Origin of the sequence: Paenibacillus faecalis (genome assembly GCF_900289175.1) — a bacterium.
Classification (GTDB): Bacteria; Bacillota; Bacilli; order Paenibacillales; family Paenibacillaceae; genus Paenibacillus_AQ; species Paenibacillus_AQ faecalis.
Window position 1 is genome coordinate 630325 of record NZ_LT985747.1, and the last position, 23428, is coordinate 653752.

The 23428-nt window shown below is 46.5% G+C and carries 24 protein-coding genes; 8 read left to right on the plus strand and 16 right to left on the minus strand.

Annotated elements, in window-relative coordinates; genetic code table 11:
* Positions 1 to 2 precede the first annotated feature (2 nt).
* Complete coding sequence (locus C8268_RS03060; RefSeq protein ID WP_106766319.1) at positions 3 to 1376, plus strand: MATE family efflux transporter; 1374 nt, start codon at positions 3 to 5, stop codon at positions 1374 to 1376.
* A 48-nt stretch (positions 1377 to 1424) separates the two neighbouring features.
* On the opposite strand, the gene C8268_RS03065 is transcribed toward C8268_RS03060, so the two are convergent.
* From C8268_RS03065 to C8268_RS03080, 4 genes are all read right to left on the minus strand, one after another.
* Positions 1425 to 1628: a DUF3906 family protein gene (locus tag C8268_RS03065; protein ID WP_106766320.1), complete on the minus strand. Its 204-nt coding sequence runs from the start codon at positions 1626 to 1628 to the stop codon at positions 1425 to 1427.
* 82 nt (positions 1629 to 1710) lie between these two features.
* Entirely contained in the window at positions 1711 to 2682 is a 972-nt protein-coding gene (gene pfkA / locus C8268_RS03070) for a 6-phosphofructokinase (protein WP_106766321.1), read from the minus strand.
* Positions 2683 to 2701: 19 nt separating this feature from the next.
* Positions 2702 to 3784, minus strand: a complete 1083-nt coding sequence (locus C8268_RS03075; RefSeq protein WP_106766322.1) for a tetraprenyl-beta-curcumene synthase family protein — start codon at positions 3782 to 3784, stop codon at positions 2702 to 2704.
* Between the two features lie 281 nt (positions 3785 to 4065).
* Positions 4066 to 4266, minus strand: coding sequence for a cold-shock protein (locus C8268_RS03080; protein ID WP_199794912.1), 201 nt, complete (start codon positions 4264 to 4266; stop codon positions 4066 to 4068).
* 204 nt (positions 4267 to 4470) lie between these two features.
* Between C8268_RS03080 and C8268_RS03085 the strand changes: the two genes are divergently transcribed.
* The 4 genes from C8268_RS03085 (at position 4471) to C8268_RS03100 (ending at position 8011) form a co-directional block, all read left to right on the plus strand.
* Positions 4471 to 4704 (plus strand): hypothetical protein, encoded by a 234-nt coding sequence (locus tag C8268_RS03085; protein ID WP_106766324.1) that lies wholly within the window; start codon positions 4471 to 4473, stop codon positions 4702 to 4704.
* A 4-nt stretch (positions 4705 to 4708) separates the two neighbouring features.
* On the plus strand, positions 4709 to 4891 hold the full coding sequence (locus C8268_RS03090) for a hypothetical protein (RefSeq protein ID WP_106766325.1): 183 nt from the start codon (positions 4709 to 4711) through the stop codon (positions 4889 to 4891).
* Positions 4892 to 5094: 203 nt separating this feature from the next.
* A complete protein-coding gene (pepF, locus tag C8268_RS03095) occupies positions 5095 to 6885 on the plus strand; it encodes an oligoendopeptidase F (protein WP_106766326.1) in 1791 nt (596 codons plus the stop codon).
* Between the two features lie 91 nt (positions 6886 to 6976).
* On the plus strand, positions 6977 to 8011 hold the full coding sequence (locus tag C8268_RS03100; RefSeq protein WP_106766327.1) for a M42 family metallopeptidase: 1035 nt from the start codon (positions 6977 to 6979) through the stop codon (positions 8009 to 8011).
* Positions 8012 to 8129: 118 nt separating this feature from the next.
* On the opposite strand, the gene C8268_RS03105 is transcribed toward C8268_RS03100, so the two are convergent.
* From C8268_RS03105 to hemE, 7 genes are all read right to left on the minus strand, one after another.
* A complete protein-coding gene (locus tag C8268_RS03105) occupies positions 8130 to 10043 on the minus strand; it encodes an ABC-F family ATP-binding cassette domain-containing protein (protein WP_106766328.1) in 1914 nt (637 codons plus the stop codon).
* A 198-nt stretch (positions 10044 to 10241) separates the two neighbouring features.
* Positions 10242 to 11042, minus strand: coding sequence for a DUF92 domain-containing protein (locus C8268_RS03110; protein ID WP_106766329.1), 801 nt, complete (start codon positions 11040 to 11042; stop codon positions 10242 to 10244).
* Positions 11043 to 11073: 31 nt separating this feature from the next.
* Complete coding sequence (locus tag C8268_RS03115) at positions 11074 to 11697, minus strand: fumarylacetoacetate hydrolase family protein (RefSeq protein WP_106766330.1); 624 nt, start codon at positions 11695 to 11697, stop codon at positions 11074 to 11076.
* A gap of 1 nt (position 11698) precedes the next feature.
* The gene (locus tag C8268_RS03120) at positions 11699 to 12478 is read right to left on the minus strand and encodes a glycerophosphodiester phosphodiesterase (RefSeq protein WP_106766331.1); all 780 of its coding nucleotides are present in this window, start codon (positions 12476 to 12478) and stop codon (positions 11699 to 11701) included.
* A 123-nt stretch (positions 12479 to 12601) separates the two neighbouring features.
* The gene (locus C8268_RS03125) at positions 12602 to 12829 is read right to left on the minus strand and encodes a hypothetical protein (protein WP_106766332.1); all 228 of its coding nucleotides are present in this window, start codon (positions 12827 to 12829) and stop codon (positions 12602 to 12604) included.
* A gap of 190 nt (positions 12830 to 13019) precedes the next feature.
* Complete coding sequence (hemH, locus tag C8268_RS03130) at positions 13020 to 13970, minus strand: ferrochelatase (RefSeq protein WP_106766333.1); 951 nt, start codon at positions 13968 to 13970, stop codon at positions 13020 to 13022.
* Between the two features lie 49 nt (positions 13971 to 14019).
* Positions 14020 to 15081: a uroporphyrinogen decarboxylase gene (gene hemE / locus C8268_RS03135; RefSeq protein WP_106766334.1), complete on the minus strand. Its 1062-nt coding sequence runs from the start codon at positions 15079 to 15081 to the stop codon at positions 14020 to 14022.
* Between the two features lie 192 nt (positions 15082 to 15273).
* On the opposite strand from hemE, the gene C8268_RS03140 reads away from it, so the two are divergent.
* Positions 15274 to 16539: an MFS transporter gene (locus tag C8268_RS03140; protein ID WP_272939345.1), complete on the plus strand. Its 1266-nt coding sequence runs from the start codon at positions 15274 to 15276 to the stop codon at positions 16537 to 16539.
* Positions 16540 to 16645: 106 nt separating this feature from the next.
* On the opposite strand, the gene C8268_RS03145 is transcribed toward C8268_RS03140, so the two are convergent.
* Both C8268_RS03145 and C8268_RS03150 read right to left on the minus strand, forming a co-directional pair.
* Complete coding sequence (locus tag C8268_RS03145) at positions 16646 to 18133, minus strand: N-acyl-D-glucosamine 2-epimerase (RefSeq protein WP_337441776.1); 1488 nt, start codon at positions 18131 to 18133, stop codon at positions 16646 to 16648.
* 56 nt (positions 18134 to 18189) lie between these two features.
* Positions 18190 to 18822, minus strand: coding sequence for an O-methyltransferase (locus C8268_RS03150; RefSeq protein WP_106766336.1), 633 nt, complete (start codon positions 18820 to 18822; stop codon positions 18190 to 18192).
* Positions 18823 to 18990: 168 nt separating this feature from the next.
* Between C8268_RS03150 and C8268_RS03155 the strand changes: the two genes are divergently transcribed.
* Both C8268_RS03155 and C8268_RS03160 read left to right on the plus strand, forming a co-directional pair.
* Positions 18991 to 20136, plus strand: coding sequence for a THUMP domain-containing class I SAM-dependent RNA methyltransferase (locus C8268_RS03155; RefSeq protein ID WP_106766337.1), 1146 nt, complete (start codon positions 18991 to 18993; stop codon positions 20134 to 20136).
* Between the two features lie 119 nt (positions 20137 to 20255).
* Positions 20256 to 22232, plus strand: coding sequence for an LTA synthase family protein (locus tag C8268_RS03160; RefSeq protein ID WP_234032655.1), 1977 nt, complete (start codon positions 20256 to 20258; stop codon positions 22230 to 22232).
* Between the two features lie 47 nt (positions 22233 to 22279).
* On the opposite strand, the gene C8268_RS03165 is transcribed toward C8268_RS03160, so the two are convergent.
* From C8268_RS03165 to C8268_RS03175, 3 genes are all read right to left on the minus strand, one after another.
* Positions 22280 to 22546, minus strand: coding sequence for a hypothetical protein (locus C8268_RS03165; RefSeq protein WP_106766338.1), 267 nt, complete (start codon positions 22544 to 22546; stop codon positions 22280 to 22282).
* A 128-nt stretch (positions 22547 to 22674) separates the two neighbouring features.
* On the minus strand, positions 22675 to 22899 hold the full coding sequence (locus C8268_RS03170) for a YuzB family protein (RefSeq protein ID WP_106766339.1): 225 nt from the start codon (positions 22897 to 22899) through the stop codon (positions 22675 to 22677).
* Positions 22900 to 23013: 114 nt separating this feature from the next.
* Positions 23014 to 23289, minus strand: coding sequence for a hypothetical protein (locus C8268_RS03175; protein ID WP_106766340.1), 276 nt, complete (start codon positions 23287 to 23289; stop codon positions 23014 to 23016).
* Positions 23290 to 23428: the final 139 nt, after the last annotated feature.

Below are 23428 nucleotides of genomic sequence, written 5' to 3' on the forward strand. Positions count from 1 at the left end.
CTATGAATGTTACAGTTACAACTCGGCAGAAGCTAAAACAGTTTGCAGTGATTCTGCTACCTATTCTCATTACACAGCTTGCGCTTTCTGCCATTACTTTTTTTGATACGAATATGTCCGGGAAGTTCAGCTCAACTGATCTAGCCGGAGTAGCGATTGCAACAAGTATTTGGGTGCCCGTACAGACTGGACTCAGTGGAATATTATTAGGACTTACCCCGATTGTATCCCAATTTATGGGGGCGCGAAAAGATAACAAAGTCGCTTATCAGGTCATACAGGCGCTGTGGCTATCCGTATTCCTAGCCTTGGCTGTACTTGCTATCGGATATCTCATCGTTCCAAGTATATTGAACGCCATGACCCTGGAACCAGCTGTCCGAGATATCGCATTGCGTTATCTGCTTGCCATCTCGGTCGGTATCATTCCCCTGTTCGGTTATATGGTGCTCCGCAGCTTCATAGACGGACTTGGACAAACCCGGATGTCCATGGTGATAACACTCATTTCTTTACCGCTTAACGTCGCAATGAATGCCCTTTTCATCTACGGTTACCTGGGCTTTCCGAGACTTGGGGGCGTGGGGGCCGGCGTAGCCTCAGCCATCACATACTGGATTGTCTTTTTTATTGCGATTATTATTGTCCAAAAGATGCATCCGTTCTCCAGTTTTCAGGTGTTTCGAAACATTCCAGGAATTTCGCTTGGCTCCTGGAAAAATCACTTGAAGATCGGCGTGCCCATCGGGTTTTCCATCTTTTTTGAATCAGCCGTATTTGCGGCGGTCACCCTGCTCATGAGTAATTTTGATACGATTACCATTGCAGCTCATCAGGCAGCCATGAACTTTTCAACAACGCTGTATATGGTTCCTCTCAGCATCTGTATGAGCCTGACAATCCTGATCGGATTTGAAGCCGGATCTGGACGCATGCAGGATGCTAAGCAATACGCGAAGCTGGGAATTGGATTGGCTGTTTTGCTATCGTTGGTTACGGCGCTTATTCTACTTGTATTCGGGCGTCAGGTGGCCGGACTTTACTCCAACGAGCCGGACGTTATCGGCTTAACACAGAAATTTTTAATATTTGCCATCTTTTTTCAAATATCCGATGCCATCGCAACACCGACCCAAGGAGCACTACGCGGATATAAGGACGTTAACGTGGCCTTTGTACTCGCATTTCTCTCGTTTTGGGTTATCGGTCTGCCAGTAGGATATGTGCTCGCTAACTTCACTTCATTTGGCGCATTCGGTTACTGGATCGGCCTCATTGCAGGTTTGGCCACTGGCGCTACCCTTATGCTGATCAGACTGATCAAAGTTCAGCGCAGCTTCTTCGAAGGCAAGATCGGCAGTAACAGCACCGCATAGATAACATAAAGTTGCATATGAAAAAGGGACCGTCATCAGACAGTCCCTTTATTTCATATCAATCACATAAGCGGTACCGGGAGAGATTCGTTTTTTCTCAAGCAATGTCACTTCATGAATATCCGGCATGGTTAGGAAATGCCGTTCCATATGCTCATCTACTGCACGAAACGCTTTTTCTTCATCTTCAGCAGCCGTAATGACGGTCAGTTTCCCCTTGCTGCATTCCACTTCCAAGCGATATAAATACATCCCTCTCTCCCCTTCTGTTCGATCGATTCAAGAAGAAACGCCCCGCAGGATTTCCCACAGGGCTGCCTTCCCAAAAAACTGCTTATTGAGACAAGCGAAGTGCCAGCTCGTACAGATCCATGTTAAATTCTTTTTTCGTGTTGACAACTTGGTCAATGTCGGTAAGAACAAGCTCGCCTTTTATAATTCCACAACCTTTATCGGATTCACCTTGAATCAAACTGCGAACCGCGAAATCACCAAGGCGGCTTGCAAGGTTCCGATCAAACGGTGTTGGTGTTCCGCCGCGCTGGATATGACCGAGTACGGTTACGCGTGCATCGATGGAGGAATGGCGTTCCTTCAGAGCATGGGCTACATCCTCACCTTTACCAACGCCTTCAGCTACAATGACAATACTATGTCGTTTTCCATTGCAGAAGTTATCCTTCATGCGATCCGCAATTTCATCCATGTTATACGGTACTTCAGGCACAAGAATGGCTTCAGCTCCAGAAGCAAGTCCGGCATGCAATGCAATATCGCCGCAATGCCGTCCCATAACCTCAACAACAGACGAACGGGCATGAGAGGACATCGTATCACGCAATTTATTAACTGCGTCCACAACAACGCTCACAGCCGTATCAAAACCAATGGTATGGTCGGTAAATGAAATATCATTGTCGATTGTACCTGGCAAACACATCGTTTTAATGCCCAGCTTGCTCAGCTTATTGGCACCTTGATAGGAGCCGTCTCCGCCAATGACAACGAGACCGTCAATCCCGTACTCATTCAAGATGTCGGCACCTTTCTGCTGGCCTTCCGGCGTCTTGAATTCAGGACAGCGGGCAGACTGCAAAATTGTGCCTCCGCGCTGAATGATATCGCCCACGCTGCGAAGATCCATTTTGTAAATTTCATTATTCAGCAGACCTTGGTACCCGCGATGAACACCATACACTTCCAAGCCGTGATACAAACCGCTTCGTACAACGGAACGCAGTGCAGCGTTCATTCCCTGGGAGTCCCCTCCACTTGTTAGAACTGCAATTTTTTTCACTTTTGCCATGTCTTCTTCCTCCTAAATGTCACTCATTCTTATGCTTGCGAATCCATCGACTATTGACAAAAAAGAAAAGACGCGTCATCGGACTTCTCTTCATTAATCGTTTGGATACAGAGCGAACCGATTGTTGCTCGCTGACTTTGGGATCAGATAAATATAAAGCCAGTAACCCCTCAATGATCATCCGATGAAAAGAAGTTGAGGGAATTGCTGTGACATCCTTCCGGGCCCATTCAACGATGGAAGCAATGCGGTTCAACATCGTATCAGCGTCTTCATAATAGTTGCAGAAATTAAGATCGCCGCCCAACCTGTCTTCGTCCTGATCGATCAGATAATCCAGCATAATGTGGAGACAACATACATTGGGAAAGTAAGACGCATGAATAGAAGAGGCAGCCTGGTCATCCAGAGACGGATCTGTAGCAGCCAAAAACAACATGAACACCCCAAGGGTAGATCCTGTTGCGGCAGCAAACTCATTCCACTTTAAATGCGGTGCCCGATGAGCTTGCTTCGACCACCACTCCAAAAGAGCGGTTTCCCTTTTCTCAGGATGAATATGCTTGTACACCTGTAAGTCTACATAAAGCTCGGCCAAATCCCGAATATACGGCTTGGCGGCTTTGTATCCGGCAAGCTGGTCAATGCAGCTGCGGCAAGTATGTACAAGACGTTCCAGGTATCCACCATCTTCTTTTTCCGAACGGTGTGCATAATAATCCGCCATTTCCGTACCCGGAGTTACCGCATCCAGCATCGACTGATGAAGCTGTCTGAAATCGACAGGATCGAGGGAAGTACTGCGGTCGCATAAGTTGTCAAGATAATCGCTGATCGTCTGATAAGCGACGATTAACGGAATTAAAACATGCTTCTCCGGTAAATTAGCTGCAGCATATACCGCCCCGCCTTGACAATGAAACTTCTTCGTTTCAATACTGGCAAGCGCCTGCTTCCGCAGCTCTTCATCGGGAATTTGTTCGGCTTCCCGACGCCACTTATCCAGCTCAATCGCTACTTCCGGAAGTATGAATTTATACACCCGGGTCATAAGGCCGACCGGACTACACGGAACTTTACGGCTTAGCTCTTGATTATTCAATGAACTCTGCCTCCACATGGTTGTCATTTTTATACCTATCCAAATCAAACCTTATTATAATATGATCAACCCTTTTGTACAAATAAGACTCATCATAAAAGAAAGATTTTCGGTAATTTTCACTACTTATTTCATTATATTTTCCAAAAAAACTTTTTTACCTGTCTTAAAATAACAAAAAGGCACAGTTCTTTGTAAGAACTGTGCCTAATGCCTTAGTAAACAAATATCCTGATCAAGATTGACTCTTAATCTATAAGATCTCCGAGAGCGGAGTTAACTTACAATTTTGTTACGTTGGCTGCTTGAGGACCACGGTTACCTTCAGTAATTTCAAACTCAACCGCTTGGCCTTCTTCCAGAGATTTAAAACCTTCTTCCTGGATTGCGGAGAAGTGTACAAATACATCTTCACCATCTTCGACGGAAATAAAGCCGTAACCTTTTTCTGCGTTAAACCATTTAACTGTACCTTTCAAAATGAACAACCTCCTAAAAATACCGCCATCTAGTGGCGAATAACCATATTATATCTCATATTTCCAGACAATGCAATCCGTCATTTGCCTTATAGAGCTTTTAATGAAGGCGCTTCCTCCTGAATTACAGCGTTTTCTTATTTGCTTTTCAGACCAGGAGTGCGTTATTATTTACCCAAAAGCCTAATGAAGTAACGGAGAATGCAAATGATCAAAAAATACGAAATATACAAAAAAGACAAATGGAACATGATGACTGTCGAGGTACAAGGCAGATATATCGTCTTGCGTGAAATTTCCGACCAGTGGGGTGAAGAAACTCATACCTTCATGAGCCGCCCGGCTTTAATGGAATGGGCGCATAGTCGCTTTCCAAAAGATGAATACAACGGGCAGGAAGATGAATGGCAGCGAATAATGGACGCTTTTAAGCAGGTGTAAACAGATGGACTATACTAACGCTGTTATCTTCATTATTCTTGCTTTCTGTCTGGGACTTGTCATGATCATGTATAAGGACAGCATTCCTCCGAAGCTTCGCAGAGGGATGGCCTTGACCTCTATCTTTCTGGTCCTGTTTGCCTTCTTTATCATTGTATACAGTTTAATTACGCTGGGTTCCTCCTAAAAGCCCAAGGATGAAAGGTACAGGGATGCGGCATACTAACGCTCGAAAATATGTTTTCGAGGAGGTTTATGCCCGTGAAGCGAGCAAGAACGCTCTGTCTGACTTTAGCACTGAGTCTCCTGCCACTTCTCCCCCTTCATTCCGACGCTTTTGCTGAAGGAACCCGATCTATATCATATACTTATCAAACAAGGCGGCCCCCTATGAAAAAAGTAATGAAACGTTCTGAAGTCCCTGCTGAATATCGCTGGAAGCTGCAAGATCTGTTCCAAGACCAGAAGGCTTGGGATCATACTTATAATGAACTCCAGCAACTGATCAAGACCGCAGCTGATTTTCACGGCAAGCTAAGCAATGCTCAAACGATCAAACAGTGCTTCGAGCTGGAAGATGAAATCAGTCTTCATGTGGAAAGACTGTATGTTTACGCGCATATGCATCATGATGAAGATACAGCTAACCCTACATACCAGGCTCTCACTCAAAAAGCCAAAAAACTTAGTGTCGAAGCTCGAGAAGCCCTTTCGTTTATCACACCTGAAATCCTTTCATTGTCGGAAGGTGAGCTAGACAAGTTGATCGCAGATCCGTCACTTGCAGATTACCAGTTCACCTTGACGGAAATGAAGCGAGAAAAGGCCCATATCCTGTCCAAAACCGAAGAAGCTTTGCTTGCCCAGGTCGGAAACATGTCCTCTACACCGCAAACGGTGTACGGCATGCTGAACAATGCGGACATCAAATTCCCGAAAATCAAAGACGAAAACGGTAAAGAGGTGGAATTAACACACGCCAGCTACATCCAGTACCTCGAAAATCCGAACCGCGAAGTGCGGAAGGCTGCTTTTACAGCAGTTTATGAAACCTATGGCAAGCTGAAAAATACGATTTCGGCTACACTAAACGCCAATGTAAATAAAAACATTTTTTATTCCCGTGTCCGCAAATACCCTTCCGTACTTGAAATGTCCCTGTATGGCGACAACATTCCGAAGGAAGTGTACACGAACCTGATCGATACAGTTCACGAAAGTCTTCCGCTGCTCCATCGTTACATGGATCTGCGCAAAAAACTGCTCGGTGTGGAAGAGCTGCATATGTATGACCTGTTTGCCCCGCTTGTCGAGGAGTATAAAATGGACATCTCTTACGAGAAAGCGAAGCAGACCGTCAAGGAGGGGCTTCATCCGCTAGGGGAAGATTATTTGAAAAACCTTCAAAGCGGCTATGATGACGGCTGGATCGACGTTTATGAGAACGAAAACAAACGTACCGGCGCATACAGCTGGGGTGCTTACGGCACACATCCTTACGTGCTGCTGAACCATAAGGACAATCTGAGCAGCATGTTCACGCTCGCTCACGAAATGGGGCATGCCCTGCATTCGTTTTACTCAGACAACAACCTGAAATATCGCAATGCCCAGTACACCATCTTCCTTGCGGAAGTGGCTTCAACAACCAATGAAGCACTTCTCATGGATTATTTGCTGAAAAAATCGACAGATCCGAAGGAAAAAATGTACCTGCTGACCTATTATGCAGACCAGTTCCGTACAACACTGTTCCGTCAGACGATGTTCGCTGAATTCGAGAAGATCATACATGAACGTGCCGAACGCGGCGAATCGCTCACTCCGCAGGACCTCTCGGATATCTACTATGAGCTGAACGTGAAATACCACGGCAAGAACATGACGGTAGATAAAGACATCAGTATGGAATGGGCGCGGATTCCTCATTTCTATACCAGCTTCTACGTTTACAAATATGCTACAGGATTTTCAGCAGCAACGAGCTTCTCGAAGCAGATTCTTGAAGAAGGAAAGCCAGCCGTGGACCGTTACCTCAGCTTCCTGAAAAGCGGCGGCAGTGACTTCTCCATCAACATTTTGAAAAAAGCCGGTGTCGATATGTCATCGCCGGAGCCGATCCGAGAAGCGATGAGTGTATTCGAAGATGTCATCTCTCAAATGGAAGAGCTGACGAAATAAACTTTAATCTGAAACAATAAAATCCCTTGCTCCTGGCAGCAGGGGATTTTATACTGTGATGTAACATCAAAACAGTTAGGAGCGCTTTATCATGTCTATACATCCAAATGAAACTTACATTTTGTCACTGCTTAAAGATCTGCTGATTACACCAAGCCCGACAGGCTTTACCCGGGAAGTTATGAAACGAATCGAACAAGAAGCCTTAAACCTGGGAGTATCTATAACTTTTAACGAAAAAGGCGGTGCCGTCCTTACTGTTCCAGGGCAAGACGACAGCTATACGATCGGTCTCAGCGGGCATGTGGATACGCTTGGCGCTATGGTTCGCGCAGTTAAACCGGAAGGCACGCTGCGTTTGACAAGAGTTGGTGGCTTTATGATGAACAGCATTGAGAATGAATACTGTGTCATCCACACACGAAGCGAGAAAACATATACCGGAACAATTTTGAGCACCCAGCCTTCCGTTCATGTGTACGATGATGCTGATACTTTTGAACGTAAAGAAAGTCATATGGAAGTACGCATTGACGAAAATGTGGAAGATGATGAAGATGTCAAAAAATTAGGCATTGCTGTCGGTGACTTCATTTCCTTTGATCCTCGTACGGTAATTACGCCAAGCGGGTATATCAAGTCGCGCCATCTGGATGATAAAGCCAGTGTAGCTGCATTGTTTGGACTGCTTGAAGCCATGAAACGCGAAAACTGGAAACCTCGCTGTCAAGTAAAAGTGCTTATTTCCAACTATGAGGAGGTTGGACACGGAGCCGCATACATCCCTTCGGATATTAACGAGCTCATTGCCGTGGATATGGGCTGTATCGGTGACGACCTGAGCTGTAAAGAAACCGACGTTTCGATCTGCGCCAAGGACTCTACCGGCCCGTATGATTATGACATGACAAGCCGTCTTATTGAGCTGGCAGAAGCGGAAGGGATTCCGTATGCAGTCGACGTATATCCCAACTACGGCTCCGACGCTTCTGCCGCTTTATCTGCCGGAAGCAACATAAAAGCTGCACTGATCGGGCCTGGTGTTCATGCTTCCCATGCGATGGAAAGAACTCATAAACAAGCCGTTATCAACACGACGAAATTACTTGCAGCCTATGTAAAATAATATTTTGCAATAATCCAATAACATCAAGCAGGGGCTGTTCGAGGTACAGGTTCATAACCTTTAATCGAACAGCCCCTGCTGTATTTACTCTTAGTCTTTTTTGCGTATATAACTCTTATTACGTTCGGCCTTTGCTTCTCTCCATTTTTTCTGCCAGTTCATTAAGATATGTCCAGCGGTCCATTAAACGTTCCAGCTCCGCTTCACTGGCTTTCAAATCATTCATCAATTCCATCAGGCGCGGCGCATCACTCGCTGCGCTTGCCATGTCAGACTGAATTTGCGTGACCTTGGCCTCGGCGGCCTCGATCCAGTCATCGATCTGTTCAAATTCCCGCTGTTCTTTATAGCTGAATTTAAGCTTCTCTCGCGGCGGTGCTTCTTTCGCTTTTTGCACAGGAACAGAATTGCTCTGACTTTTGTTTTCACTGGTATTGCGGGACATCCATTCGGCATACTCACTGTAAGAACCGACATGAACACGGACTTGTCCCTCCCCTTCAAATGCCATAATCTTATCCACAGTTCGGTCAAGAAAGTACCTGTCATGAGATACAACAATCACCACGCCAGGGAATTCATCCAAATACTGCTCAAGCACAGACAAGGTTTGGATATCCAGGTCATTGGTCGGCTCATCCAGGAGCAGCACATTTGGCGCGCTCATCAAAACTCGAAGCAAATACAACCGACGCTTCTCCCCGCCGGATAACTTGGCGATCGGAGTCCACTGCATCGCTGGTGGAAACAGAAACCTCTCCAGCATTTGAGCCGCTGTAATGGAAAAGCCATCATCGGTTCGCACCACTTCAGCCTCTTCCTTAATATATTCAATCACACGCAAGCTTCCATCCATCTCTTGATGTTCCTGCGTGAAATAACCGAGCTTGACCGTCGGACCCATGATCACTTCTCCACCATCAGCCTGGAGTTTTCCAGCAATGAGATTGAGTAATGTACTCTTTCCACTACCGTTTGGTCCTACAATGCCAATCCGATCTTCAGGCACAGCAATATAAGACAGATCCTCTATAAGGACCCGGTCATCCACACGTTTGTGGAGATGCTCTATCTCTAAAATTTTTTGACCCAAGCGTGTCGAAGCGACCGATACATCAATCTCCCGGTTTGATTGAACAAGCTCCTGCTCTTTTAAGTTTTCAAACCGCTCAATTCTTGCTTTTTGCTTAGTCGTTCGAGCTCTGGCCCCTCTTCGCATCCAGGCAAGCTCTTGACGATACAGGTTTTGCCGTTTTTGCTCTGCCGCAGCTTCCCGCTCTTCGCGCTCTGCCTTCAGCTCCAGAAACTTGCTGTAATTGGCTTCATATCGGAACAGACGACCGTGATCCAATTCCAGCATCACATTGACAACTCGATCAAGAAAGTAACGATCATGGGTAATCATCAGCAGAGCACCGCGCCGCTTTTGCAAATACTGCTCCAGCCAAGCGACCGAATCATTATCAATATGGTTGGTCGGCTCGTCCAGAATAAGCAGATCAGACGGCTGAATTAAAGCAGCAGCAAGCGCCACCCGCTTACGCTGACCGCCGGATAATGTCCTCATCTTCGCATCATAATGTCGAATGCCCAGCTTGGACAGAACCGTCTTGGCCTCACTCTCCAGCTGCCATACTTGCAAGGTGTCCATGTTCTGATTCAGCTTTAGCAGCTTTTCTTGCAGTTCACGATGCTCCGGATTGACCTCCAGCAGCTCCATCGTTTCCGTATATTCACGAACAAGCTTCATCTCTGGAAGATCACCGGCAAACACCTGCTGCAGCACCGTATTGTCCGGATCAAAATCCGGGTTTTGGGCCATATACTGAATTCTGATCCGGTTACCAACTGTAACATGACCGGAATCGGCTTGCTCCAGACCGGCAATAATGCGAAGAAGCGTTGACTTACCCGTTCCGTTTACTCCAATAACACCGATCTTATCCTGATCCTCCAGCCCAAAGGACACGTTCTGAAACAATATTTTATCGCCATAACTTTTAGTCAATTGTTCAACAGTCATGATATTCATCGTTTAATTCCCTACTTATTATATAAATATACTTTCTTATAAACCTTATCATAACATGGTCCGGTTGTCGAAACACGCGCAGTGGTTAAACGCCGCCATATAGGCGATACAGCGCACGCTAGGAGCTCCTGCGCAGTGCGAACAACACAGTAATTTCGCCCGTCTTACTGCCCCTTTATTTCTCATTTTGATCTAAAATTACAGCAATGAAGCTGTCAGCCAAGCCGCCAGCCCTCCGATCATCGAGCTGATCATGTTTACCGCATCGTTTGACATAAAGCCCCAGCCGCGGGATCGATCTGTCGCCTGTCCGCAATGCTTATGAACCTCTACGTCCTTGCCACAGACACTGCAGTGGTACATTTTTTGCACCGTTGCCCCCATCCATGAATCGGCAAAGGCTCCAGCCAAACCGCCAATAAATCCGGATAATATATATGTGAAAAGCCCAGCCTCCATCCCCATCCATTGACCGAACACCCATGCTCCCGCTCCAATGACAGCCCCTCCAATAGCAGCTGCTGTTGAACCAAGCCAGGAAATTCCGCCGGAGGTTCCTGGCGGCAGCCGCTTACCATTCAAGATCGAAATCGGGGGTCTGCGGCTTAAGCTCCCGACCTCAGTAGCCCATGTATCAGCTGTCACAGTAGCCATGACACCGATGAACAAAAGCTTCCATGTCTCATCAGGGTTTATAAAGTAACCGAGACATAAAATCATGCCGATGCCTCCGTTAGCTAACACCTGCCCTGCATCACGTCTGCCCGTTTTAGCGTAAGACTTCTCCAAATCCTGCTTGCTTTCTTGCCGATATTTTGAGAGCAAGGTTGACGTGATGAAAAAAAGAAGCAGGGTCCCAAACCAAAACAGGTTCCCTGCTCCATAATAAATCGTCCCCATCATAACGGCTGCTATAGCGCCCGATAATGACAGTGATCTTTTCTTGTATGCAGCACCTGCTACGATCAGTGCACCCACACCACCAATGAGCCAATTCAAAGCTTAATCCCCCTTACGAATCCGCATATCTCTATTCGATCTGGCAGCGGCCAAGGCACTCTTTGCCCCAAAACAATTCCAACACGTCTCCGCGATCCACAGGGCCCACACCAGCCGGTGTCCCGGTAAAGATCAAGTCACCGTTGCCCAGACCATAATGATGACCGATATAATCAATAATATGCTGAAGGGAGAAAATCATATCTCCGGCATTTCCCCGCTGCTTCTCTTTTCCGTTCTTCAAAACCGTAAAATCAGTTTGCGATAGTTGATCATTTCCCGGGAAAGTAATGTACGCAGTCAATGGTGCCGAGTTTTTAAATCCTTTAGCCGCCGTCCATGGATGGCCCTTTTCTTTAATAACGGACTGCACATCTCTCAGCGTAAAATCAAAGCCCAATGCCATGACCTCAACCAGCTCGTCTACTGTCATGCCGGGAGTATAATCTCTGGATGCCTGGATCACAATCTCTCCCTCAAAATGAACAGTTCCCCGACCTTTCGGCATGGCCAGGCGGCTGCCGTCGAGCGGAACGACCGCATGGGATGGCTTTAGAAAAATCAAAGGCTCTTCCGGTACGGCATTCCCTAATTCAGCAGCGTGAAGCCGATAATTACGGCCTACACAAAACACGTTGTTCACCAAAGCACTCATTTTAGAACCATCCTCTCCACTTTCTGCGCCAAAACGGGATTCGAGGTGCTATTTTATTCAGAAACAACTGCCCCCACGTATCAGGCCGATTGGTACATATCATAATTTCCGGGCTCATCTTTGCCAGCGCAGCCATACTCCGCTTATCGTCTACCGTCCAGGCCATCGGCGTAATTCCGTTTTTGATGAGTTCTGAAACAAAGGCAGCGTCCAAATGAGAATGACCGATGGACAGAAAAGAACAGCCTATTTTTTTCAGGCGTGACAACAGATCGCGCGGGTGTGCATCAATAATGAGCCCTACCCGTACGCCAGAATCTATCCTATTGGCTCGAAGAAGCGCCTTCGGTTCAAAGGATGTCAGGACAACATCCGAAATCATGCCATGAGCATGAACCCGTTCTAGTACAGCTTCTTCCAGCCCAGGATACATATCTCCGCTTGTTTTCAGTTCAATATTTAACTTTAAGCGGCCTTTGACTAGCTGCAATACTTCGTCAAGCGAAGGGACTTGTTCTCCTTGAAACTCCCTTCCCTTCCATATTCCCGCATCCATCCGGCGTATTTCCTGCCAGGTAAGATCTCTCACTTTCCCTTTACCACTCGTTGTCCGGTCAACACTGAAATCATGAATAACGACAGGAACGCCGTCTTTCGTCAGCTGTACATCGATTTCCATCCAGTTTACAAAAGGCTCTGCCATTGCCAGTTTAATGGCAGCATGAGTATTTTCAGGCGCTTTAGCTGAAAAGCCCCGGTGAGCTACACATAAATTGTTCATGGTAAGACCTCCCAAGTGTCTCTTAACTGGTGCGTACCCGAGTTTACAATATTTCGTTCATTCCAGCACCCAGACACTTTTTCGCGTAACAATCAAAAATTTCAATAGTAACATATCTAAAATTCAATACTTTTTCAACCTTGGTTCTCCTGAATCGATCAGCATCACCGTTTCTGGAAATGAAGGTTCTGTTCCGGTCTGTTCTTCATCCTCTTTGAACACGAAATAATAAGTAAGCACAGCGATGATCACAACAATAAAAATTAAATTAATGACAGCCCATACCCGTCGCTGATGCTCCTTTTTAGCTTGCTGTTTGGCATGTTCTCTTTCTGCTCGTGATGGGTACATCGTTTCCCCCTTTTTTCTCTATGCGATGCAATTTTTCCATGAACTCACTTTATTATACCAAATATTTGATGGCAAGAAGAACGCGCAAAAAAAGGAACCACCCACAGTAGAAAAGATCTGCTGCGGGATAGTCCCTGTTCAAAGTTATGATCAAAAAATCGGGATTCCAAGCGCTTAAGCCGTTGATATCCTATAGTTTTCCATCCTGTTTCCAACGTGTAATTACGCAATCGCTCAAGGTTTTCATATAAAGAGGATCACTATTTAAGGAATCGATTCGTTCAAGGCGCATGTCCATTTCTTTTGCAATCGTCTTGGCTTCAATGTCCAGATCGTACAGTACCTCCAGATGGTCAGATACAAAACCGATCGGAGCGACAAGCACATCCTCGACCTGCTCGTTTTTAAGTTCCTGTAATGTCTCCAGAATATCCGGTCCAAGCCATGGCTCATGCGTACGACCAGCACTCTGCCAAGTGAACTGCCACTGCGAGACCCCGGCTTGTTCAGCTATCGCCTTTGAGGTTTCCAGCAGCTGTTCCTGATATGGATCACCCATGGACAAAATCCGCTCCGGCAGGCTATGCGCACTGAACAATACGCGCACACTTTCGCGAAGCGCTCCAGCTTCCTCGAATAAATCCAGCTTGGCGTTCACTCGTTTTACGAAAGCCTCGATCAGTAAAGGATGCATATGATAGCTCTCTACGAAAGAAATCTCAAGACCAACTTCCTCAGCTTTATCCTGTGCTCGCTTCACATAAGTACCAACGCTCATTCCGGAGTAGTGAGGTGCCAAAACAATGCCTATCGCCCGTTTGATACCATCCTTCACCATCTGCTCCACCCCGTCTTCAATAAACGGAGCCGCATGCTTCAAGCCTTGATAACATACAAACTGCGTGTTTTGCGCCCGTTCATCACGATTCAACGTGTCTTGCAGGGTCTGAACCTGATGATCGGTGTTTTCACGAAGTGGAAATACACCACCTACAATCGCCTCGTATCGCTCGGTCAGCTCCTTGAGCAGCTCTTCAGACGGCTTATTTCCGTGGCGGATATGCGTGTAATAAGCTTCGATTCCCTCCATACTTTCCGGTGTTCCATAAGACATGACCAAAACGCCTACTTTATTACTCATCCCATTCACCTCTGACTTTTAGAATATCGATCTACATCATTACCCGATTTTAAGACATTTGACGGGCGCCTGTTTTAAGAGCTTCTGCAGAATACTCATGTATATATGCCGTTAATTCGCGAAGTTTTTCCAGAGATGCTTCCGGGAACAAACCATGACCCAGATTGAAAATGTATCCCGGCTCAAGAATACCCTGATCTATAATATCCTTGGCATACTGCTTGATCATTTCCATCGGTCCAGTCAAAACGGTTGGGTCCAAGTTGCCCTGTACCGCAAATTGGTGATTTAAGCGTTCGCGGCCTTCGGTAATGGACACTCTCCAATCCAACCCGATAACATCCGCTTTCAAACCGGATAAAGTTGGGAGCAGTTCACCTGAGCTGACACCGGGAAAATATATTTTAGGTACATTTAAATCCTTCAGTTCGGTAAAAATACGGGTAACCGTCGGTAATACATACTTTTGGAAGTCAAAGGGAGACAGAGCGCCAGCCCAGCTGTCAAACAGCTGAAATGCTTTGCCGCCGTTGGCTATATGCGCACGCAAGTAAGTGATCACCATGTCACCTAGCTTGTCCATTAAGGAAAACCACACGCTGGGTTCACTGTACATCATCTCTTTGGTGCGTATGTAATTTTTGGACGGACGACCTTCAATCAAATAACTGGCAATCGTAAATGGAGCTCCGGCGAATGTGATAAGAGGAACGTCAAGCTCTTTATCAAGGATACGAATCGTTTCAAGCACATGAGCGAGGTCACCCTCTACATCAATTGGCGTAAGCTTCTCTACATCGGCGGCACTTTGGATCGGATTATAAATGACAGGCCCGATATTTTTTACGATATCAAAATCCACCCCAATCGATGCAACGGGATTCATAATATCCGAATATAAAATAGCCGCATCAACACCGAGCTTGCGAACCGGCATTAACGTCACCTCTGCAGCCAGTTCAGGCTGCTTGCATATTTCCAGAAGCGAGTACTTTTCCTTAATCTTTCGATATTCCGGATCGTAGCGACCTGCCTGCCGCATATACCACACGGGAATATGATCTACCTCCTGCCTTCGACAGGCTCGAATAAACTGATCATTGTAAGTCATGACAAGGCCCCCATATTTGTAATAAAAAGTTTCCACACATATACATTATGCCCTTTTTAAAAGTAAGTAACAACCGTCTGAGCATGCCTTCATATGAAAATCAAATGACAATACGATGAGGCTGCTGTCAACAGGAAATTGAAAAATATGTTATACTAAAAGAACGGCTTTTTTTGAGAAATAAAGAAACTTCTGCAGTTTTTCCAGATGGGACAGCATAGAAAGGAAGTGATAAGCACTTTGAAAGTATGGAAAATCAACCTCATTGTGCTTTGGTTCGGACAATTTCTCGTCAATGCAGGAATGACTATGATCACTCCCTTCCTGACATTATACCTGGCTCAAGATCTGAATGTTGTCGGGGACCGCGAGATCGGATTATGGGCAGGATTAATATTTGCCGCCAACTTTTTGACCTCATTTATTTTCCAGCCCATCTGGGGAAAAGTTGCAGATAAGTATGGACGAAAGCTGATGCTGCTTCGTTCAGGCTTCGGCATGGCGATCGTCATTGCATGTATGGGGTTCGCCACTCATCCATGGCATCTTCTCGTACTGCGCCTGCTAAACGGTACGATTTCCGGGTTCAACCCGGCTTCGATTTCACTCGTATCCAGCACCACACCGAAAAACCGCATGGGCTTTTCAATGGGGATTATGCAATCCGGTCAAGTAGCAGGAACGATTCTCGGCCCGCTAATCGGCGGTATGATGGCAGATTGGTTTGGGTTCCGTCCGATATTTTACATTACCGGCGCTCTTATTTTTGCAGCTTCCTTGCTCGCCCTGTTTCTCGTTAAGGAAAACTTTAACCGTGAAGAGGCGAAAGCGATGCCACAAGCATCCGTTATTGCAGGCTTGAAAGAGTTAAGCCATATACCGCAGCTCCCTGCATTGTTTGCCGTAACATTTCTGCTGCAGTTCGCAATGATCAGCCCGATGACATTGCTGCCGCTCTATGTACAAAAGCTGCATGGCTCAGCCCAAGACATTGCTCTATGGTCCGGTTTTGTTATAGCGGTAACCGGATTATCCAATATGATCGCCTCTCCACTCCTTGGAAAACTAAGCGACAAGGTCGGAGCAAACCGGATTTTAACTTACGCCTTGATTGGAACCGGACTTACTTTGATTCCGCAAGCATTTGTAACATCGGTATGGCAGCTGGTTATCGTCCGCTTTATGATGGGTGTGTTTATGGGCGGTCTCCTTCCGAGCGTCAATGCACTCATTCGTTCGTTTACACCGGAAGGGATGGAAAGCCGAGCATTCGGCTTCAATACCAGTGCGCTTGCCCTCGGCAACATGCTGGGAGCAGTCATTGGCGGTTTCTTATCCGGGTTCATCGGGATCGAGGGACTATTCATTGCTTCAGGAATACTGCTGCTCGTAAATATGATCTGGGTCAGATTGAAGCTTTATAAAAAGAAAGGACTGCGTCATCCCGTAGGAGGATAATTTAGCGTTTCAAAGATAAACCCGGGACACTCGTCTGATTCTGCCTAGTGCAGGGTCAGCTGGTTCCCGGGTTTTTTTATGCCATCATCTGGCTTCAAAACTTTCTTCATCTTTCCTTTGATTCACTTGGACTCACTTGAACAACTGTTCCGTCTGCTATCACGTTCGCAGGCCGATCTTTGTGGTACAGCCTGTAGATTGGCGTATCCTTAACATGCTGAATTCGTAAACGAAACCCCTGTCTAGGGAGCTCGGCGGACCGGATTTTCAGCAGATTGCCATCAACGGTTATTTGTTCCGGCTCCACGGGAACCTTCCTGTCCTCCGTAAGAATCAGTAAACTGCCTGGAGTTTTGGCAGAAGCTTCATCGATCCGTTTTTGAAACGAGATGATGATTTGATCACGATCGGGACGAGCAACCGCAACCGGCTTCGGGGCTTCTTCATACATATACTTCCCAAGATGATATTCGTAAGCCGTCCAGGTTTTAAACCCCATATTCCCCGCAACCCGTCCGAAAGAATGGTACCAATGGCGATCCTTGACCATTCTGGGATTTGAACCGATGTCGGCTTGTACGCCAAGAGGTATATCCGGATGGACCGCACGAATCTGATCCACAAAATTTTGATACCGGTGTATATATGTCGGCGGAAGCTCTTTTTGTGACTTTAACCAATCCGGCCAATGGGTTTGCAGGAAATGAACATCGGGGCGAACCGCGGAAATCATTTCTGCTGCATCCAGACCTTGCATCTCCCGCAGCTTATCTACCGAGTCTGCTCCCGCATCGATAGCGAGCGACCAAGTGGCAACCTGTATATCCTTTCTGGTGTCCCGGACACCGCCCTGACCGTTGATCAATTCATTTAAAAAACGATTTACTGCATCTACCCGAAACTGCACCCATTTCTTATACAGCTCTCTGTTGGCAAGATAATAGTCCGGGTGAGACCGATCTTTAAAATTCGGGATGGAAAGACCGTGCTTTTGATAAAAATCAGCTTTCGCAAGCGGTCCCACATCACCATACGCTCCTCGTTTAAAGCCGTCCCATTCTGGAAAATAAGGCTCCGCAATTTCGATACCGTCAAATGGAATATGTTTAACCAGATCAGCAAGCTTTCTTTTCTTCCATTCTGTATACCCCTTGCTATGAGGGGAGAAACGATAATACCCGTCTTTCACCGGAGTTAGAAGCTTCATCTGCCAGGTCGGCCAATCGGAGGGAAAACCCTCAACGGAGTAAGAGCCGTTGCCCAGTACAAGCGCCCAGACGGATAAACCGCGATTCTTAAGCGTCTCAACAAGCTCGCGATCTACGTTGTTCTCATTCACGACAAAATAACGCACGGTAGTATACCCGTTTTGCAAAAATTCATCAGCGATGCTTTCCGCAGAACGATCCTGATAATAGCGGAAACTGGGATCAAACTGAATGGTTGGGCCATCTGGCTGTGCTGCGTGATGCTCGTCCAGCATCGATTTCTCGGCATGTGCAGCTGCCGCAGAAACCGAACCAAGAAAAAAGCACATCGTAAGCAGACATACCCCCAGATCGCGAGTAAAGCGATGCTTTCGCGAATGGTACACTGGCAGTCCCCCCTTTTCATACAACAGATATACTCCTGTACAGCCGCCTTCCCTTTTTACTGCACCCGTGCAATAATCAAACCATCGTAGGCGGGAAGAAGCGTGCTGGTCAATCGCTCGTCTCTGGCGATGATTTCATTGAAACGGCGAACCGCTTGCACAGACGGCCCATTCTTTTCACGGTTTAATGTCCTCCCTCTCAAGAAACAGTTATCCCCTGCAATGATGGCGCCTGCATTGGCAAGCTCAATCGCATAATCGAGGTAAAGCGGATAATTTTCTTTGTCTGCATCGATAAAGAAAAAGTCAAAGCGGCGTCCCTCCTGTTTGAGCTGTTCCAGGCTTGCCGCTGCCGGCCCGATCCGATATTCTGCTCGATCGCCGTAGCCTGCCATTTCCAGGTGGGATTTTGCCAGGTTCGCATATTCCTCTTTCAATTCAAGCGAGGTCAGCCTTCCATCACCTTCTAAACCGCGACAAAGACAAATACCGCTGTATCCGCCAAGCGCGCCGATTTCCAATATTTCTTTCGCCCCCGATGTCTGGACGAGCAGCGTAAGTAAACGGCCATAAGCCGGAGCGACCGACACTTCGGGCATCCCCCGCTCCCGTATCACTTTCTTCACATGCTCCAATTGTCCATCTTCAGGATATAGTTGGTTAACATAATCATCAGGCGTTATATGCAAAAAAAGTTCCTCCCTTATGTAATATTCATTATCCGCGCCCAAAATATGAATTTGACGAATCTTATCATATGCTAATTGTCTTGACTTGTACAATCGCCTATACTATATAGGTTGAATTGGCGGTGCTTATTCGCACCGTACACACCGTAAATGGAGTTGACTTGTTTCATGCCTGAATTACAATTGATTGCTACCGCCCCTATGGGACTTGAAGCTGTAGTTGCACGTGAATTGAAAGAACTCGGATATACGGACATCCAGGTGGAGAACGGAAAAGTCATCTTTTCCGGTGATCTGATCGACATCTGCCGCTGCAATCTGTGGCTTCGAACTTCTGACCGTATTCTGGTCAAAATGGGGGAATTTAACGCGCTCACCTTCGACGAATTGTTTGAAGGAACCAAAGCTCTCCCTTGGGAAAACTGGATTCCGGCAAATGGCGAGTTTCCTGTTGAAGGACGTTCACATAAGTCACAGCTAAGCAGCGTTCCCGCCTGTCAAAGTATCGTTAAGAAAGCGATTGTAGAAAAACTGAAGCTTTCCCATCATACGAATTGGTTTCCTGAGAACGGCCCACGTTACGTTATTGAAGTATCTCTGCTTAAAGACCGGGCGATCCTGACGCTCGACACAACAGGCCCTGCCCTTCACAAACGGGGATACCGCAAACTTGTTACGGAAGCGCCATTGAAAGAAACGATGGCTTCCGCCTTGATCCAGCTGAGCCGCTGGGGTCCTCATCGCCCCCTTTATGATCCGTGCTGCGGATCAGGCACCATTCTGATAGAAGCGGCCATGATGGCATGGAATATCGCTCCCGGCCTGCGCCGCTCCTTTCCTTCAGAGCATTGGAACATCATTGGCAGCGATCGCTGGGAAGAGGCGCGCAATGAAGCTTATGATGCTGTCACCGACGACATCCCACTACAGCTAGCTGGAAGCGATATCGATCCAAAAGCGATCGAAGTGGCCAAAGCAGCAGCAAAAAGCGCAGGGCTGACCGGAGTTATCGACTTCAGCGTCCTCCCGGCTTCCAAAGCGTTGCCAGAAGGCGATTATGGGTGTCTCATCACGAATCCGCCATATGGCGAGCGCCTGAGCGAGAAGAAGGAAGTGGAGCTTCTGACCCGGCAGCTTGGCAGAATGTCCGCTCAGCTTCCAACATGGTCCTTCTTCGCGCTAAGTCCAACCAAGCAATTCGAGCATTATTTCGGCCGCAAAGCGGATAAACGGCGCAAGCTATTCAACGGACGGATTGAATGTCAGTATTTACAGTTTCTCGGCCCGCTTCCACCGCGTCCGACATCCGGCTGAATCAGTTTACATCCTTGTTTTGCTGCAAAAGCCGCCCATACAGGCGGCTTTCATGCTTTTCGTGTGAAATAGAATCGTTAAATCAAGGCTTTTATAACCTTAAGGAGGGGGCTTTACTTTTGCTGACATTGTCATCTGGAGGCTTAAAGTACCGGCTAAGCCGCAGTTTGGAAAACCGGTACATTACCTACATGTTATTTATCGTAGTCATGCTGCTCAAGCTTGTTCTCATGCACTATAGTCTGCAAGTCAAAAATATCGACATGAACCGGGTCGATTATATCATTGCCATCGGCTCACTCTTCCTTGTATCTTTCTGGACCTTTTGGCTGCCCAAACGAGGCAGGATCAGCGCGCTAATGCTGCTCAATATGATCCTGACCGGAATCATATATGCTGATCTCGTCTTTTTCCGCTATTTCGAAGATTTTATTACCGTTCCGATTCTTCTGCAAGCCGGTCAGGTCGGATCATTGGGTGAAAGCATCAGATCCCTTATATACTGGCAGGACCTGTTCTTTTTTATCGATTGGATCGTACTGATTCCTTTAACAGTCTCTCTGGTCTTTCGCAAAAAAAAGGAGCGGGGGTACATCAGCGCCCCCACCTACGGCACCAGCTCTCGCCGTAAAACGGTAATTCGAAGATTCATTACAGGCGCGCTCGTACTGCTGCTTGGAATGATGCTCACTTTTGTACCGATTAAAAAAAGTGCCGAAACCTGGGCAGCCGGTCTGTTTGAAGCCAATTGGTGGAACGTCACGCTTTATAACGTCACAGGTCTGATTGCATTTCATGGTTATGACGTCTATCGATATGCCCAAGACCATTTAGGTCTTCAGCCTGCTTTGCCTTCTGAGGAAGTGGAGAACCATCGGAAATGGTTTGAACAAAAAAAAGCAAATCGGAATACGGCAAGTGATTCGTTTGGCCAGTACAAAGGAAGCAATGTTATTATGATTCAAACCGAGGCATTCATGAATTTTGTCGTCAATCAAAAAATTAACGGTCAAGAAATCACTCCAAATTTTAACGAGCTTATGAAAGAAAGTATGTACTTCAGCAATTTTTATCATCAAACCGCGCTCGGACGGACCTCGGACGCAGATTTCGTAACCCAGAGCTCTCTGCTTCCGCTTCCGGCAGGATCGGTATTTACGCGCTATCCTTCCCATGAGTACGACACGATACCGACGATATTAAAAGAGAACGGTTATGCTGCTAATGTATACCATTCCTATGACAGCAGCTTTTGGAACCGGCATAACGTCTACAAGGAAATGAATTATGACCGTTATTACAGCAAAAAAGATTTCAAGCAAGATGAAATGCTCGGCTGGTCGGTGAGCGATGAATCCTTTTTCAACCAGTCGCTGAACATGATGAAAGACGTGCCTGAGCCGTTTTACTCTTTTCTGATTACATTAACGAGCCATCATCCATATACATTGCCGAAAGAGAAAAAAATGCTCGATACCGGCCAATTTGAGGGAACGATGTTCGGGGACTATTTACAATCCATGCATTATGTTGATCAAGCGCTGGGCAAGTTCATGGAACAGATGAAAGCTCAAGGACTATGGGATACCTCGATCTTGGTCATTTATGGAGATCACGATAACTCCATCAAAGACCAAGCGATGTATGAGCAATTTCTGGGCCGTCCGCTGAATGATCTCGACATGGAGCAAATCATGAATCAGGTTCCTCTTTTGATCCACCTGCCCGATGGAGACCATGCCGGCGTTTATCCAGAACCAGCAGGGATGATGAACACCGCCCCAACGATTTATCATCTGCTCGGCATCTCGCAAGAGAATTACTTCTTGATGGGAGACAGCTTGCTGGAAAATCAGGAACGCCTGATTCCACTTCGTAGCGGGACGTTCTCAAACAACGAGGTATTTTATATTCCTGAGGAATCCGGCAGCTTTGAAAAGGGCGTCTGCTACAGTCTGTCGACACGTCAACCAACCGATGTTAACGCTTGTCGTGCTGGATACGAGGAAACTAAACAAATGTTAAACCTATCGGACCAGGTTATCACGTATGACCTGCTCAAACAGTTTAAAACTTCATCACCCGATAAGAAATAGCTAAAAGCCCGCCAAGATTATTCTTGGCGGGCTGCACAGCATACATGTTATCTTTGATTTGAATGAAGCTTGGACAGACGCTCCTTCTCTTCGCCGAGCATCTCTTCTGCGAGCTCAACAGCTTGCTTATTGGCGTTTCCCCTAGCCTGACGAACAGCCTGCTCGGTATGAGCCAAAGAGTTCTGCGCTTGCTCGATCATCTGATCGGTGGGGTGAGACAACGCCGAGGAAACCGAACGATGCAATTTCTCCACCGAGTCCAAAGCACTGTTTGCCGGATTGTTCGACTGAAGGCTGGAATCATGACTGTTCATAAAGGTTGCTCCCTTCTCATTTCAAAGTTCCTGCTGCATCCTTAGCATGGATGGGTTCGAGAGGAACTATACGGGAAGAAAAGGGAAATAATTGACCGTTCTAACTTGTGTCATGTTAAAAATAAAATTTATACTTTGATAAAAGGCTTTGCCTTCTCTATTACTTCGTCCTCCGTTGGAGCGCTGATGTAACGACCGTTCACATAAACAAAAGCACGCTTTTTGCACGGCCCGCAGTAAGACTTGCAGCCTACTTTAATATCAGCATCGGGTGCCAGCTTTTTCAATTTGGGAATAATCGTTTTTAGTGAAGTAGCCTTGCACTTTTCACATACGCGAATATCATTTGCCATGTCTAGTTATCCCTCTTTTAATACACGACCTTGATGGCCGCTGTCATTTTCTCATTCAACTATTCAATATTTTATTTTAACCCTCATGGCATATTTTCGCAAGCAACGTTTTCGTTAACGAGACGGCGGAAGCTGATTGGGGTTGTCCGAGTTCAGTTCCGGATATTTTCGTTCAATTCGTCCTACGAACCAGTTCATCAGCAGCATGGTTACCCCGATGTCATCAATAGGCATAAACGGTATAGCGTCGGGAAGTACCCAATACAGCAACACTGGAATAAAGAACAACAGCTTGTCTCCTATGGAGATTCGCGATGAAATCAAATATGTGAAAATACGCTTAAAGACGTGGGACCAACGCCGGAGCGAGAACAGTTTATTCCATTTCATTTGGCGCTTTCCTCCCATCTTTTTAATCAACCCTCTTCTATATTTATACCCGATTCTAGCATGTATGAAGAAGAGACAACCACCGGATCGATAAAAAACCTTGAACTCGGCAGCTGTCTCCCCTTATATAGATTACGCA